The 15,361-nt window shown below is 52.1% G+C and carries 11 protein-coding genes; 2 read left to right on the forward strand and 9 right to left on the reverse strand.

Annotated elements, in window-relative coordinates:
* Positions 1-7: 7 nt before the first annotated feature.
* The 8 genes from MKQ68_RS12260 to MKQ68_RS12295 all read right to left on the reverse strand — a co-directional run bounded on the left by MKQ68_RS12260 (position 8) and on the right by MKQ68_RS12295 (position 11,667).
* The gene (locus MKQ68_RS12260; protein ID WP_264283546.1) at positions 8-1,588 is read right to left on the reverse strand and encodes a RagB/SusD family nutrient uptake outer membrane protein; all 1,581 of its coding nucleotides are present in this window, start codon (positions 1,586-1,588) and stop codon (positions 8-10) included.
* An 11-nt stretch (positions 1,589-1,599) separates the two neighbouring features.
* Positions 1,600-4,836 (reverse strand): SusC/RagA family TonB-linked outer membrane protein, encoded by a 3,237-nt coding sequence (locus MKQ68_RS12265; protein WP_264283547.1) that lies wholly within the window; start codon positions 4,834-4,836, stop codon positions 1,600-1,602.
* A gap of 46 nt (positions 4,837-4,882) precedes the next feature.
* The gene (locus MKQ68_RS12270; RefSeq protein WP_264283548.1) at positions 4,883-5,530 is read right to left on the reverse strand and encodes a FecR family protein; all 648 of its coding nucleotides are present in this window, start codon (positions 5,528-5,530) and stop codon (positions 4,883-4,885) included.
* Positions 5,527-5,853 (reverse strand): anti-sigma factor, encoded by a 327-nt coding sequence (locus tag MKQ68_RS12275; RefSeq protein ID WP_264283549.1) that lies wholly within the window; start codon positions 5,851-5,853, stop codon positions 5,527-5,529. The genes MKQ68_RS12270 and MKQ68_RS12275 overlap by 4 nt, the downstream gene beginning before the upstream one ends.
* Before the next feature lie 56 nt (positions 5,854-5,909).
* Positions 5,910-6,476, reverse strand: a complete 567-nt coding sequence (locus tag MKQ68_RS12280; protein ID WP_264283550.1) for an RNA polymerase sigma factor — start codon at positions 6,474-6,476, stop codon at positions 5,910-5,912.
* Between the two features lie 77 nt (positions 6,477-6,553).
* The gene (locus tag MKQ68_RS12285; protein WP_264283551.1) at positions 6,554-9,451 is read right to left on the reverse strand and encodes an exo-beta-1,4-galactosidase; all 2,898 of its coding nucleotides are present in this window, start codon (positions 9,449-9,451) and stop codon (positions 6,554-6,556) included.
* Positions 9,452-9,637: 186 nt separating this feature from the next.
* A complete protein-coding gene (locus tag MKQ68_RS12290) occupies positions 9,638-10,657 on the reverse strand; it encodes an aldo/keto reductase (RefSeq protein ID WP_264283552.1) in 1,020 nt (339 codons plus the stop codon).
* On the reverse strand, positions 10,654-11,667 hold the full coding sequence (locus MKQ68_RS12295; RefSeq protein ID WP_264283553.1) for a zinc-binding alcohol dehydrogenase family protein: 1,014 nt from the start codon (positions 11,665-11,667) through the stop codon (positions 10,654-10,656). Before MKQ68_RS12295 ends, MKQ68_RS12290 begins: the two co-directional genes overlap by 4 nt.
* Before the next feature lie 246 nt (positions 11,668-11,913).
* Here MKQ68_RS12295 and MKQ68_RS12300 point away from each other — a divergent pair, with 246 nt between their 5' ends.
* Together MKQ68_RS12300 and MKQ68_RS12305 are read left to right on the forward strand one after the other, a co-directional pair.
* Positions 11,914-13,317, forward strand: coding sequence for an alkaline phosphatase (locus MKQ68_RS12300; RefSeq protein ID WP_264283554.1), 1,404 nt, complete (start codon positions 11,914-11,916; stop codon positions 13,315-13,317).
* A 142-nt stretch (positions 13,318-13,459) separates the two neighbouring features.
* Positions 13,460-14,581, forward strand: coding sequence for a glycoside hydrolase family 88/105 protein (locus tag MKQ68_RS12305; RefSeq protein ID WP_264283555.1), 1,122 nt, complete (start codon positions 13,460-13,462; stop codon positions 14,579-14,581).
* A gap of 5 nt (positions 14,582-14,586) precedes the next feature.
* Here the strand turns inward: MKQ68_RS12305 and MKQ68_RS12310 are convergent, their stop codons facing one another.
* Positions 14,587-15,360: a response regulator transcription factor gene (locus MKQ68_RS12310; protein ID WP_264283556.1), complete on the reverse strand. Its 774-nt coding sequence runs from the start codon at positions 15,358-15,360 to the stop codon at positions 14,587-14,589.
* Position 15,361: the final 1 nt, after the last annotated feature.

Here is a 15,361-nt window from a genome sequence, read left to right on the forward strand (position 1 = left end):
GATAAGCTTACTGCCTGTAACCTAAATGTTGATTCAGCTTCGGATTAAGAATGATTTCTGACGCGGGGATCGGGTATACACGGCGGTATTCGTCCTTATTGGTTTTATAGCCCCAGCTGTCTTCATACTTACCAAAACGGATGAGGTCATTTCTTCTCCAGGCTTCCCAGCTCAGTTCGCGGGCACGTTCTGGCAGTAACTCTTCCAGCGTAATGCTGTTAAATGGTGTGGCCTTACGGATGGTGCGTAACTGGTTCACCAATCCCAGCGCACTTTCGCCTCTGGTGGCAGCAGCACCACGCAGGATGGCTTCGGCTTTCATGAGCAGGATATCGGCGTATCGGAATACCGGCACATCGTTGCTGGCATCGCGGGTTACGGCGCTTACATCCGGCGAATACTTAATGCTGCGATAACCTTTCGCTTTACCCAGTTCATCGCCACCTACTTCAAACAGGTTGGGATTGGTGAGGGTCACGTTCGGCGTAAATTCCAGGTGGTAGTCGATCGGCGTGGTGCCGTCGGCACCGGTATAACTGGCGTCCATACCGCGTTTAGTGGTTTTTATGAGGATAGGCTGACCATCATTATCATACTGTTTACCGGTTAACCAGGCCTGCGTACGTACGTCGTTCGGCTCGTTAAAGTTCTCGTAGTATTCCGGCAAAGTGCTCACCGGGCCGTCGATCAGGTAGGCCAGTCCGTACTTCTTCTGCAAAGCATAATGCAGCCCGAACCAGGTATACTGTTGTCCTTTACCTTGCGACCAATCAAACGGGATGGCAAAGATGATCTCTTTAATATGCGGACCGTTATTCGCAGCGAAGATGGATTTAAAGTCTTCGGTGAGCGCAAATTTACCGCTGGCGATAATTGTATCACACATCGCCACCGCATCGTCATAACGGTTTTCGCCCGCATACACCTGTGCATTCAGATACATCTTGGCGAGTATCGCCGCAGCCCCGAATTTTGTCATACGGCCATAAGTATCCGTATTTACATCTGCACTTAACAGCGGCATCACTGCTTTCAGTTCCTGTTCGATGAAGGCGAATACTTCTTTACGCGGCCGCTGCGTTGGCAAAGCAGTATCACCAAAAGAAGTGTTTACCGGGATATCGCCAAACAAATCCATCATATGAAAGAAGCTGAGCGCGCGCAATGCACGTACTTCGGCGGCGATCTTTTCTTTGGAAGGGCTTTCCGGTGCCTGTTGGAAGAGCGACAACAACTGGTTACAGTTACTGATGATCCCGAAGCCCCAGCGCCAGGCGGAGCCGATATGCGAATGGGTCTGGTTCCAGGTATGCAGGTGCTCCTGCTGAAAACGCGCGCCATCATACCAGTTACCGGCACGGGCAGGCAGAATGGCTTCGTCGGTTACCAGCGTTTGCAGGTACCACCAATGCACGCAATAAGAGGGACGTAGTTTGCTGTAAGCCGAGCCGGTAGCCAACACCAGCTGCTCTTCCGTTTTTGGAAAGTTATCGGGCGTTAATTCATTTTCTACGGGCAGGTCCAGGTCGGTACAGGCGCTGGTCAGTGCCAGTGCTGCAAATGCTATTAATTTATGATACAGTTTCATGGTCGATTCGCTTAAAAGGTGACGTTAAGCCCCAGCATCAAAGTGCGGGTGCGTGGATAATAGTTGCGGTTGTCGATACCGGGTGTTAATCCACCCAGGTTCACTTCCGGGTCAATACCCTTGTATTTCGTCAATACGGCAATATTGTTACCGGTTACGTATAAACGGAAATTGGACAAACCGCGCACGTTCCTGAAGGTGTAACCCAGGCTGGCATTGTCCAGGCGCAGGTAAGAGGCATCTTCGATGTAACGGTCCGACTGGCGGAAGGCGTTGCCATCTTCCGGGCTTTCATCCGATAAGGATACCGGCATATTGTAGTTCTCTGCTTCGTTCGGGTGGTTCAGGCTCGCCAGGGTGGAGTTGAATACTTTGTTACCGAAGGAACCACGCAGGAATATATTCAGGTCGAAGTTGTGATACGTAAAGCTGTTGCTCCAGCCCAGTAACAACTTAGGCTGCGCGTTGCCGGCATAGAAGTAATCCTGGTGATCAACGGGATCGGTCGTTACACCGCCTTTTTTGCTATAGAACTGCGATACGCCATTCGCATCTTTCCCTGCATAACGGAAGGTGAAGAACTGCCCAACGGGATAACCCGCTTTCAGCAACTGCACCGGCAGGTTACTTTGTCCCTGACCGTTCGGGAAGCCCTGTGGGATAGAGTCTGACGAGAAGCTGCTATTGGAGAGCGATTCGAGTTTATTGCGGTTGTGTGCGATGTTGAGGCTCGTTTTCCAGGTGAAGTTTTTGTTCACCACCGGCGTTGCATCTACCGTTAACTCATATCCTTTGTTAGAAATATCGCCTACGTTCGCGGTATACCTGTTTACAAAATATTGTACGGTGGATACGGTATACTCCCAGATGAGATCTGTGGTTTTCTTATCATAATACTCAGCGGTGATGTTCAGGCGGCCTTTCAGCAGGCTTGCATCCACCGCGAGGTTTACCATGGCTGTTTTCTCCCAACGTAAGTCCGGATTGGCGTTCTGCGTCGCGAACACGGCGGTGGTGAAGTTACCGTTGTAGTAGAACGTGCCGGCAGCACCGTAACGGATCTTAGAGATCAACGGATTAAAGCCGAGTGAGTTGCCCGTAACGCCATACCCTACACGTAATTTCAGGTCGTCGAACAGGTGTTGCCCGCGCATAAAATCTTCCTCTGTAATACGCCAGGCCACAGAGCCTGCAGGGAAGGTACCCCAGCGATTGTTCTTACCGAAAGCGGAGGAACCATCCCGACGGAGCGACAACTGTGCGATATACTTGCCTTTGTAGTCGTAGTTCGCCCTGCCGTAAAACGAGATCAGGCGCAGTTTTTCATAGATGTTGGTGCCCCAGTCGGTACGAAAGTTGCCGACCGGACTACCCAGCCCGATGTTACTATACCCGAGATCATCGCTCGGGAAGTTGCGGTTATTGGCCTGGAAGCCATCGCCGTTTACATCCTGCTGCCAGCTGTAACCTGCGAGCAGTTTGATGTTGTGCGACTGCAAACGTTTATCGTACGTGAAGTACGACTCCAGCATGTTACGGGTGTTTTCGTAAGACGAGCGGTATGCTTCGCCATTGAGGCCGAGCTTCAGCGTATAATCGCTATTGAAGTACTGACCGCGGTTGGCGATCTCTTTCTGAGTGCTGACGCTCAAATTATATTTCAGATCGAACGGCAGCTTTACCTGTGCGGATGCGTTTAACAGGAAGACGTTCGTCTTCAGTTCTTCTTTTGCTTTTTCCTGCAGGGATACCGGGTTGTAATACAGCTGGCGGGTCAGGTCTTCATTGAATTCACCGGACGCGTTTTTCACCGATACCGTAGGCACATAACGTTGTGCATTGTACAGGATGAGGTCCTGGTCGGGACTTTTTGCCGCTACACTCGAAGAGTTGCTGAGCGTAAGACCCAGTGTAAGGTGATCGTTCAGCGCCTTCTGGCTTAAGTTGAGGCGACCGATAATACGACTGAGGTCACTGCCCTTTAGGATGCCCTTATGCTGGAAATAGTTAACACTGGCGGAATACATCGTTTGCTCTGTACCACCGCTCAGGTTCACGTTATGGTTCTGCACGAAGCCCGTACGTGTAACTTCCTCCTGCCAGTCAGTATCCGCCCCTTGTTCGTCGGCCGGTTTGGCAGACTTACCCATCTTCGCGAGATAAGCGGCACGTTCGGAGGCGTCCATCATTTCGAGCAGACCAGTAGCCTGATCTACACCGGCATAGCCACTATACGTCACCACCGTTTTGCCCTTCGCACCCCGGCGCGTGGTGATTATGATCACACCATTCGCCGCGCGGGTGCCGTAAATCGCAGTAGCAGAGGCGTCTTTCAACACATCGATGCTTTCGATATCATCCGGCGCGATCAGTTTAAAGTCTGCACCGGGAATACCATCGATCACATAAAAAGGCTCTTGTGCAGCGCCGGTCCTTAAGGTAGACGGGCCGCGCAAACTAATAGAAGGCGCCGCATTCGGATCGCCGGAACGGCTCACTGTAAGACCGGCAACTTTACCCTGGAGCAATTGCGCAGGACTGTTCAAACCGCCGCGGTTAAAGGCTTCGCGGTTCACCGTACTCACGGAACCACTTAACAGTTTACGGCTTTGCGTACCGTAACCTACCACTACCACTTCTGTTAAAGCGCTGGAAGAAGCCGCCAGCAACACTTCGATGTTCAGCGTCTGATCGCCGGCCAATACTACACCCGTCATCTTCTGCGCCTGGAAAGACATGCAGCTGATCTCCAGGGTATACGTGCCCGCTGGTGCAGGCAGCACAAAGCGGCCTTCCGCATCGGATACCACGCCCTTATTCAGCGCGGCGATCTTCACCGTGGCGCCAGGTACGGGATTGTTATCTTTATCTTTAATTACACCGGTGATGCGACCCTGTGCCTGTACAGGCTTGTGGTACACCACGATGTTTTTTCCTTCTTCTTCGAACTTCAGTTGTTTCCTGCGCGCCAGTTCATCCAGCACGGTATTCAGGTTGCCTGCGATCTGTAAGTCCAGCCCTAACGCTTCGAAGTATGGACTGTCTTTATACACAAAACGGAATTGCGTTTGTTGTTCAATTTCTTTGAAGGCCAGCTTCAGACTGCTGTTACGCAGGTTCAGGCGTACAGGCGCATCCGTTACCGACTGTGCATCGGTGGCGGGATGGGCGGCCACGCTAAAGGTGGTGGCAAGTGATAATAGCAGCAGTATAAAACCGCATCGCTTAAATAATCCGGGCAGATTCATTATGCGTTATTTAATAATGTAAAAAAGTTAGCAGTAAATGGTTGGTCTAAGGACATGGTACGCCAGTGATGTAAACATCGCGGCCATTGATGCGATAAGAGAAATTGCCGTTCTTGCTTAACAGGCTTAGTACTTTTTCCAGCGGCAGGCGTTCAAATGCACCCGTGAAGCGGCAGTTGGCAGCGCCCTCTCCTTCCAGGTGTACCGTTACGTTGTACCAACGTTCCAAAGTATGGGCGATATCACCCAGGCGTTCGCTATCGAAAGCCAGCACCCCATCCTTCCAGGAGTAAGACTGTTCTACATGCGAAGGCTTGGTTACGTTGGCTGTGGCGGAGGACTTCACATAAGTAAGCGACTGCCCTGCAGCCAGCGTAGCGTTGGCCGCACCGGAGACTCTTACCCGTCCGGTAGCCACCGTTACCTTCATATCGGCGGCGGCACTGTAGGCATGAATGTTAAAAGAAGTACCCAACACTTCTGTGGTAAGCCCGCCATGTAATACTTTGAACGGCTTCTGCGGATCTTCGGTTACTTCAAAAAAAGCTTCCCCTTCAAGCGTTAACTCGCGACCGTCTTCATTGTATGCTTCGTCGTACGTAATACGGCTGCCTGCGTTCAGGTGTACGACAGACTGGTCGGGCATGGTGATCGTTTTACGCTCGCCGGCGCCGGCGGCAAATACATACGTCACGTGATCCCGTTTGCCGGGGAAGTGAGCCACCAGGCCGTGCCGGCGAGCAATAGCGTACAGGCGGCGGCCATCCAGTAGCGCAGTCGCACTACCTTTTTCGGTTGTAGTTTTTTCATTACCGCATCGATCCTCCGCTGGCTGTGATCATCAGCCGGGAAAGAAGCCTGCTGGTAACGCGTTTCCCAAAGCTCCGACCCCAGGCGGTCGGCCTCGTGGCGGGCTTCGGGCTGCGCCATCAGGGCAAGGAACTCCAGTTCCTCCGCTGCGGTTAATTGTTCGTCGACATACTTCCAGAAAAGTTGGTGCAGGCGTTGCTTGTTCATACTAATTAGACAATGCTAAAAAGCGGTATGGCCTATCCGCCTGTGTTAACTAAATATTAAGGCTGTAAAATGGGCGCGATCATCATGAGATAGATGAGCTCCGACATGAGCTGCCGGATGGTGCCGTAAGACTTGCCCAGCTGGTTCTTCACCGTGTGGGGAGAGAGATGTAATAAGGTGGCGATTTCTTCTACCGAAAGCCCATCGCGGGTTTTGAGCAGAAAGATTTCTTTTCGTTTAGGCGGCAGGTTGGCAATCAGATCGTTTAATATGCGCTGGTAATCGTTGAGCGTGATTTCCTGTTCCGGCGATACCTCCAGTGCTGCCATGCCGGCATACTGTTCCTCCCGCGCAAGACGGGCGGCTTTTTCTTTAATAACGTTGAGGGATTTGTTCTTACTTAAAGTGTGCAGCCAGGCACCGACAGCATCGATACTACCCAGGGTTTCGCGTGCTTCCCATAGTTTGATAAACACATCCTGCGTAATCTCTTCGGCCAGTTCCTGCGACTTTACCAGTTTAAAAATAAAATGGTAGATACGCGCTTCGTACCGCACCATTAACTCCCGGAAAGCCTGCAGGCTTCCTTCCGCGATCTTTGCTAACATTTCGGCTTCTGACATCTCCTGCATATTCATATCTTGAAAGCGACTGAGGAGCGTCAAAGTTAGGCTTGCATTGTTACCTTAATGTTATGTATCTATTTCTTCTGCCCCGAATTAGGCTTCAGTTCGTCAGGACTATCACGCGTATACTTATTGAACTGAATCTTTGAAGGACTCACCAGCAGATCGTTCACCAGCTCGTAGCTGACGTTGCCGGCAGGCTTAAAATCAGCAGAAGCCATGTACTTCATCAGGCTGTGATATAATTGTCTGGCCACCGGCTTCTCCGCAGGCAGTGCGTCATGCAGGTCGGCGCTGCACACCACGAGTTTACCTTTGCCTACCTGTGCTTCGAAGATGAGTCCCAGCGGGCGGTTTAGGAACCAGGTATCGATCGGGCGTACGATCGGGTTGAAGCCGGCCGGAAAATCCTCAAGGTTCATTACCTGCGACTTCTGCGCGATTTCCCACCATTGCAGGTCGCTGTGATAATCCGTGGGAAAATTTGCAAAGGCTTTATGTTTATCCTGTATGAGCAGGCCTGTTACATGCGGCGGCTTCATCTGGAACCAGGAGGTATTCCAGAATACAGGCTGGAAGTACATGGCCACCTCTTTGCCTTTAACTACTTTACCGGCAGCGTTGAAGAATACTTTGCCGCCTTTATCGAGGACTGCTTTGGTTTTGTCGTTCCATTCGGCGGTGTAATACACGTCAATTGCTACTTTGGGAACAGTAGCGGGGTAAACCCATATGTCCCAGTCATTGGCGTAGGGCGTGTTTTTGATGGCAACTTCGAGCGTCAGGCGCGTGGGTGTTTTGATCTGGGCGAGCGGCCATGCGAAACTGCCTACGGGAATGCCGTTGCCCAGTTCGATAGACGCGGGTTGCCAGGAGCCCTGCTGGAGTATTTGTCCGCGGCCGTCTTTGATCGTCCAGGTGAAGACCGACGCTGTTAAAGGCTTTGCGCTCCAATTCGCGACGGCGACGTCTACGGCTAATGTGTCATTGCTCGTGTAGACGAATTTGTCCAGCTTCGCCAGCGGCACTACGGTGTTGCAGAAACGCGAGAACTGTTGCGGCGTTACATAGCCTTTCGGTTGCCAGAAGGCGTTGAGTACGCCTACCAGCGCGGTGCCTTGTCCGGGGAAGTCTTGCAGGCCGAGCATCTGGAAGCCGCCGTAATCAGGTGTACGCAGCATCTTTTCGATTTCTGTTTTATAGGCCAGCACTTGCAACTTGCCCGAAGCTTTCAGGAAGTCCTTTGCATAGGCGGCCATGCCATGATCGGCGAGATCCTGCCGGAACAATTCGAAGTTCTTCGCGCGATATACGCCAGTGTATTTTTTGATCTCGGTAAAGTCGGGGAATACGCAGTACTGGCCGATTTCATGCGCGACGAACGGCACGTCGAACTTAGCGATGCCTGCGCTGAAGTCGGCGCGTGATTCGGGACGGGCGTCCCAGGCGAGGCCACGAACGCCGCCACGCACCTGGAACTGTGCGTTGGGTACTACCGGCCAGCTGCCGCCAACTGACATGCCGGTATAGACACGACGGTCATCGCGGGCTTTCCAGTAATCGACGAATGCGTTCAGGTAAGGCACCTGGTTGCCTGCTGGTTCGTTGCCGGCAGATAACATGCAAAACGACGGGTGATTACCGTAAGCCTCTACGATACGGCGGGTTTCGGCGTACAGGAAGCTGTCGATGAATTGTCCCAGGCCGATCTTTGGTCCGTGGTTGGGCCAGCTGGGGCCTTCGGGTTGCAGATACACCCCTTCCCTGTCGGCCGCTTCAAACGCTGCTTCCGGCGGACACCAGGAATGGAAACGCATATGGTTCAGGCCATGTGCTTTGATCGTTTTCATGACGTTCGTCCAGGCTTGTACATCCATGGCGGGATAGCCTGTAAGCGGGAACTCGCAATTATGCACCGTACCGCGCAGGAAGATGCGGCGGTCGTTGAGCATCATTGCCTTGCCTTGTATGTTGATCTGGCGCATACCGAAATCGGTTTGCTTCTCCGATAACGTACGGCCGTTATTCGTGAGTGATGCGGTGAGCTTATAGATGGCTGGCGTAAACTCGTCCCACAGCTGCACATTGTCGCCCATGGGAAGTGTTACGGTGATATCTGCGGTATTGTTTGCAGGTGCGTTAACTGCTACCTGTACGGGTGCTACGACATGTGATGTCTTTGTATTGAAACTATTTGCTTTGACGATGAGTTGTGATTGAAAAGCTTGTCCACTGGCATTTCTTATGCGCAACTTAACCTGTGCTTCTTTTTGTTTTATATCCGGATGCACGGCTACGGTTTCGATATACACCTTTTCCGTGGCGAGCAGCTGCATCTTACCAATAATACCATTCCAGTTGCCTTGCGTATGGTCTGTAACGCTGTGTGAATCCGGGCCTACCTTTATTTCATCGATGTGATTATCGATACGCATGGTAATGCGGTGCGCTCCAGGCGTCATGTAAGCAGAGAGATCGTATTCATGTGGCGCTACGAGGCTGTTCTGCGTACCCACTTCTTTATCATCTACCCAAATGCGCGTTTGAATATGTGCACGCTCCAGGTGCAGTACGATACGTTTGCCTTTCCAGCTCGCCGGGATGTTGACTTCCCGCTGGTACCAGGCAGCGCCTACATAATGTTTCGCAGGTGTAAGCCAGAAAGGGAAATGAATATTGCCAGGCTGCCTGTACTTCGCCAGGCGTGGATTAAAATAAAACGAGCTGTCATAAATACTGCCGGTCCATTTTGTCGCCAGCGTAATGTCATCCCCTTTTAGATTCTCGGCCATGGAGCCGGGAAGTTTGACCTGGTCGTTCAGTTTGCGGCTGAACCACTGCTCTTTGATGCCTTTATTTTCGGGATCTGTCTGGAATGACCAGGTGCCTTTCAACGCAATCACCGGGTCTTCGGTAAACGAAGCCATAACGAGGAACAGGGCCACCAGGGCCAGGGAGCGATAGATGTGCATAACGGCAAGGTATAGTGTTTCGGGCAGTTTTCATAGAGGAAGATGGGGTTAACCGATTAGGCAGAGCGAAGACTGGTGTGGAAGTTTGCTTCGCTCTGCTCCAATGACGATTGTGAGGAGCGTTTGTTTTTTATTTCGTCATTGCGAATGAAATGAAGCAACCTTCGTGCGTAGTCTTCGCTACGGTTAATACAGCCATCCTTCCACACCCGCATCTATCAAGCCTTCCGCCACCATGTCGCGCCAAAGCTGCTCCGGCACCACCACCTGCGTGGCTACTGCATTCGCGGCTACCCGCTTCGGATTCGTGGTATTTAAGGCCACACTTTTCACGCCGGGGGCGCGACGTCCGAAGGCAACACAGGCGGCTTCCGGGCGTACGTGGTGTAATGCGCACAGGCGGTACATGGCTGTACGCCATTCGTACAAGGCGGGATGCGTGTCCGGTGAGACGGGTCGATAATTGTAATAATCTAGTCCGGTAAGAAAACCGCCATTGAATACGGCGGAATTGATAACCGCAACTCCCTTCTCCGATAAGTGGCGCATGAAGGCGATCAGTTCCGGGGGATGGCTGTGTAAGGTCATACTGTTGGCGATCATCACCCAGTCGAGTTCAACCTCCTGCGCAACGTCGCGGATCACTTTCCAGCTTTTTGCGCCGATGCCGATGGCGGTTACTTTGCCCTGGCGTTTTAATTCGTGCAGGGCGCGATAGGCCTCCAGGATGTCCTGGTGGCGCTGCCTGCGGGCGGTTTCTGTTTGCGCGGCAGCTAAGTATTCATCGGGGTCGTGTACGGACACCCACTCGGCTTTATAACCATTCAACAATGCATTGCCTTGTTCATAGCAGGTGATAATACCATCGTAACTGATCTGCTGGATGGCATCATGCTTTAAATCCTTCCACACGCCGGGTTCAAAGGTGGGCTCGGGTGTGGTGAGGTCGGTGCGCAGCCAGCCTAATTTGTTGCTGACGATTACATCGTCCGGCTGCACCCCGGCGAGCTGTAATCCTTTACCAAGGCTTTCGAGCGACAGTCCCGCGCCGTACTTCCCGGCCGTATCAAAGACGAGCGGGCGCGGACCGTGTTGCACGCACTCGCGGAGAATCGTGTTCTTCACATCGTCGGGAAGCGCTACATAAAGGTTGCCCAGGCCGCTCGTACCGAATATCACTTCCGGCAGTTGTAATATCTTACTCATATCGTAATCATCGCTTTGATCACACCGTTCTTCGGATCGAGCCAGGAGGCAAACTGCGCCTGTACTTCGTCGAAGCCGACGCGGTGGGTAATGTAATTGGTTGGATCTACCTGGCCATTCTTCATCGATGCGATCACATGCTCGAAATCTTCGCGGGTCGCGTTACGGCTGCTCATCAGGGTCGATTCCCGTTTATGGAACTCGGGATGGCTCACGATCAGTTCTCCTTTTTGCAAGCCGACCAGTACATAGCGGCCGCCATGCGCGAGGTAAAGAAATCCGTTATTGATCGCACGCTGACTGCCGGTCGCATCTATCACTACCGTCGGGTAATCGCCGTTCGTGATGGCTTTCAGGGCCTCGTCTACGTTGTCGGTTGCAGCATTGATCGTATGGGGCACATTTAGTTTATGCTTACAGAAGTCAAGCCGCTGTGTATTAATATCCATCGCGATCACCTGCGCACCGGCGATCCTGGCAAATTCCATAATGCCTAAACCGATCGGCCCCGCCCCCATGACCAGGACAAATTCGCCTGGCTCCACGGCGGCGCGGCGTACACCATGTGCGCCAATGGCAAGTGGTTCTACCAATGCCAGTTCATCGAATGATAAGCCGTTACCGTGCACCAATGCGTACGATGGCACCTGCAGGTATTCTGCCATACCGCCATCGATATGCACACCACATACGGCGATCTGCGCACAGCAATTGGGTTTGCCACGGCGACAGGCAACACACTTGCCACAATTGAAATAAGGAATGAAGGTCACTGCCTCGCCGATCTCAAAGCCAGGCGCACCGTCTGCGGCCACCAATTCTCCCGCCAGTTCATGGCCCAATACACGGGGGTAATTAAAGAAAGGCTGCGAACCTTCGAAAGCATGCAAATCGGTGCCACAAATGCCTATACGGCGAATACGCAGCAGTGCATGGTATTTCTTCAGTTCCGGTTGCGGCGTGTCACTATAGGCCAGCGACCCGGGTGTAGTACAGGTAAGTATTTTCATAACGACTTCAAACCTAAAGGACATTTCCCGCGCAAACTTGCCTTAATCGGACTATTTTTTATACAAATCCGACTATTCTTCGACGGCATTTCGCGCCCGGCCGCATCTTCTTTCCAGTTCCGGCCTGGCGTAGAGTGACGGCGCACACCATGTATTCCCGGGCCGGACTTAACAATAGGATAATGTAAGAGCTGCGCTTCCGTGCCTAGATTTGCAACTTGGTTTTAAAAGATAAAGCACCTGCACATGAGAAGAAGAGACTTTTTCCGGAACGGTATGATCGGCGTACTGGGCACGCCACTGATAGCGCCATTCCGGTCCATCGCCCAACCGGGCCGCTTTGAGATCAATGGTAAATCCCAGGCTAAAAACATCATCTTCATGGTAAGCGACGGTATGAGTACCGGCACCCTGGCCATGGCCGATATGCTGCGCCTGCGTATGGACGGCCGCCGGTCTCACTGGATGTCGTTGTACGAACAAGGCAAAGCTACCCGTGCACTCATGGAAACTGCTTCTTCCAGCTCGCTTGTTACCGACTCTGCAGCGGCCAGCTCTTCCTGGGGTGGCGGTGCGCGTGTGCCGAACGGCAGCCTCAATGTAGGTGCTAACGGGGAAATATACACGCCCATCCTCCAGAAGTTTAAAGCAGCCGGCAAAGCGACCGGTTGCGTAACAACAGTGCCCATCACCCACGCCACGCCTGCCGGCTTTTGCGTAAACATGCGCTCGCGCGGCGACCAGGAAGACATTGCACTGGCCTATCTTCCGCTAAAGTTTGATGTGATGCTGGGCGGTGGCGACGCTTACTTCAACGGCAGCAAACGTAAAGATAAAAAGGACGTATACGCCGACTTCCGCAACGCGGGCTACGAGGTCGTAAATACCCGTACGCAATTAAATTCGGTATCACCCGGTAATACGAAGCCACTCCTCGGCGTATTTGCGGAGGATGGGCTGCCATATACCCTCGATGCGAAACAGACCAAAGAGGATGTTCCCACGCTCGCAGAAATGACTACACATGCCATCAATGCCCTCAACCGTAATAAGAAAGGTTTCGTGCTACAGGTAGAAGGCGGTAAAGTAGACTGGGGTGCACACTCCAACGACGCAGGCGCGATGCTGTACGATCAGGTGGCCTTCGACGATGCCATTGCCGCTGCGATCGCGTTCGCGGAGAAGGACGGCAATACGCTCGTTGTCATCACTACCGATCACGGCAACTCCAATCCAGGCTTGTTCTACAGCTCTAAAGCCAACGCAGGTTTCGATCGTTTGCAAAAGTTCAAATACACCAATGAATGGATATTGAAAGGACTGACGAATACGTCCACTGCGGCGCAGGTAATTGAGCGCATTGAGGCGGCACAAGGTTATGCCATCACGCATGACGAAGCGGCCGAACTGGTGAAACATTACCAGCAGCACAATGAAGACGGCGTATATAACAAAGCCAAACTGCCTTACAGGCCGTTAGCGCAAATCCAGACCAACTACATTTCGATTGGCTGGGGCAGTATGGACCACTCCGCCGACCATGTGGAACTGGCGATGTTTGGTCCGGGCAGCGCGCAACTAAAGCCATTTGTAAAGAACTACGAGCTGCACAACTTCATGTTAAATGTGACCGGGGTAGTGCGTAAATAAAAGAAATCAGCAAAGGCCGTCGATGTGACGGCCTTTTTCATTTGGCACTTTTTGCTGATTAATTGGTACGTGGTGTTGATAAAATGCCAGCCTTTCTGCCCATCTTCACCCCGAAGAACATTATAGCAAATCTGCCACGGAGATGAAGAACATACTAGTAAAATGCTTACTGGTGCTGATGCTGGCACCGTTGACGACTACTGCCCAACAAGATGAGGCCAACCGCGTAAAAGAGATCATCCATCGCGTAAATACGAACTGGCAATCGAGGCACAAGCCACAGGTGCGCTCCTTCTGGGACAATGCGGTTTACCATACAGGCAACATGGAAGCGTACTTTCTTACGAAAAACGAGCAGTACCGCCAGTATTCCGAAGACTGGGCCATACACAATGAATGGAAAGGTGCGAAAAGTAACGACACCGCGAAATGGAAGTATTCCTACGGCGAAACGGACGAGTACGTGCTGTTCGGCGATTACCAGATCTGTTTCCAGACTTACATCGACCTGTACAACATCGCCCCTGCCGATTACAAAGTGCAGCGTGCAAAAGATGTCATGCATTACCAGGTGAACACGCCACGCAATAATTACTGGTGGTGGTGCGACGCGCTGTACATGGTCATGCCGGTGCTTACGAAGCTGCATCAACTCACGGAAGACCCTGTCTACCTGGATAAATTATATGAATACTACGTTTTCTCCGACAGCCTGATGCTCGACCGGAAAGATGTGCTGTACTATCGTGATGCCAAATACATCTACCCTAAACATCGCAGCAGCAATGGTGGCAAAGACTTCTGGTCGCGCGGCAACGGCTGGGTATTTGCGGGGCTGGCAAAAGTATTGAAGGATGTACCGGATAACTACAAGCATAAAAAATTCTTCAGGAAACGTTTCCGGCAGATGGCGGCGTCCATTGCGAAACAGCAGCAGGCAGCCGGTTACTGGACACGCAGCCTGCAAGACCCTGCCCACGCGCCCGGTGCCGAAACGAGTGGTACTGCGCTCTTCACCTACGGATACTTGTGGGGCGTGAATAACGGCTATTTATCTGCAAAGAAGTACAAACCCGTGATCGCCAAAGCCTGGCAATACCTGGAGAAAACGGCGTTGCAGGAAGATGGCCGCATTGGGTACGTGCAGCCGATCGGTGAAAAAGCAATACCCGGGCAGGTAGTGAACGCTAAATCCGAAGCCAATTTTGGTGTAGGCGCATTCCTGCTGGCGGCATCTGAGTATGTAAGATTCCTCGAAAAATAAAATGATTACTCGCCCTTGGGCAGTTGGTTACGCTTCTGGTATTCCAGCGGCGTAACCCCATAAAACTTATGGAAGCTGCGGCCGAAGTTCGTGTGAGAATTAAACCCGACCATGTCGGATACTTCGTACACTTTGTACGTGCCGGCAGTCAGTAATTGTGCCGCTTTCTTCAACCGGCTGATGTTGATAATCTCCTTCGGACTGAGGTCTGACAAGGCCCGCAGCTTGCGAAACAGGCTGGTGCGGCTTACGTGCATCAACGTGGCCAGTTTATCGATATCAAGGTGTGGATCATCCAAATGCTGATCGATCACTTTATTCAATTCTACCAGGAACTGCTCGTCCGAACTCGTTTGCGCGATATTCTGCAACTTCGCTACCGGCGATTGCGCGAAGAAGGCCTGCAACTTACGGCGGTTCGCGATCAGGTTGGCGATCTGGGCGACCAGGTATTCTATCTCGAAAGGTTTTTCTATGTAAGCATCCGCACCCAGCTCCAGTCCTTCGATCTTGGATTGCAGCGTGTTCCTGGCCGTGAGCAGGATCACCGGGATGTGGCTGAATTCAATATTGGATTTGATGCGCCGGCAAAACTCGAAGCCGTCCATGACAGGCATCATTACATCGCTGATAACGAGGTGTACCGGCTGGCTGGACAATACTTCCAGCGCCTGTTCACCATCCGCAGCCGTTAATACCTCATATCGTTCACTCAACTCGTCGGAAATCACTTCCAGTAATTCAGGGTTATCGTCGACCAGCAACAATATCTCTTTCATG

The sequence above is a fragment of the Chitinophaga horti genome (genome assembly GCF_022867795.2).
Taxonomy (GTDB): Bacteria; Bacteroidota; Bacteroidia; order Chitinophagales; family Chitinophagaceae; genus Chitinophaga; species Chitinophaga horti.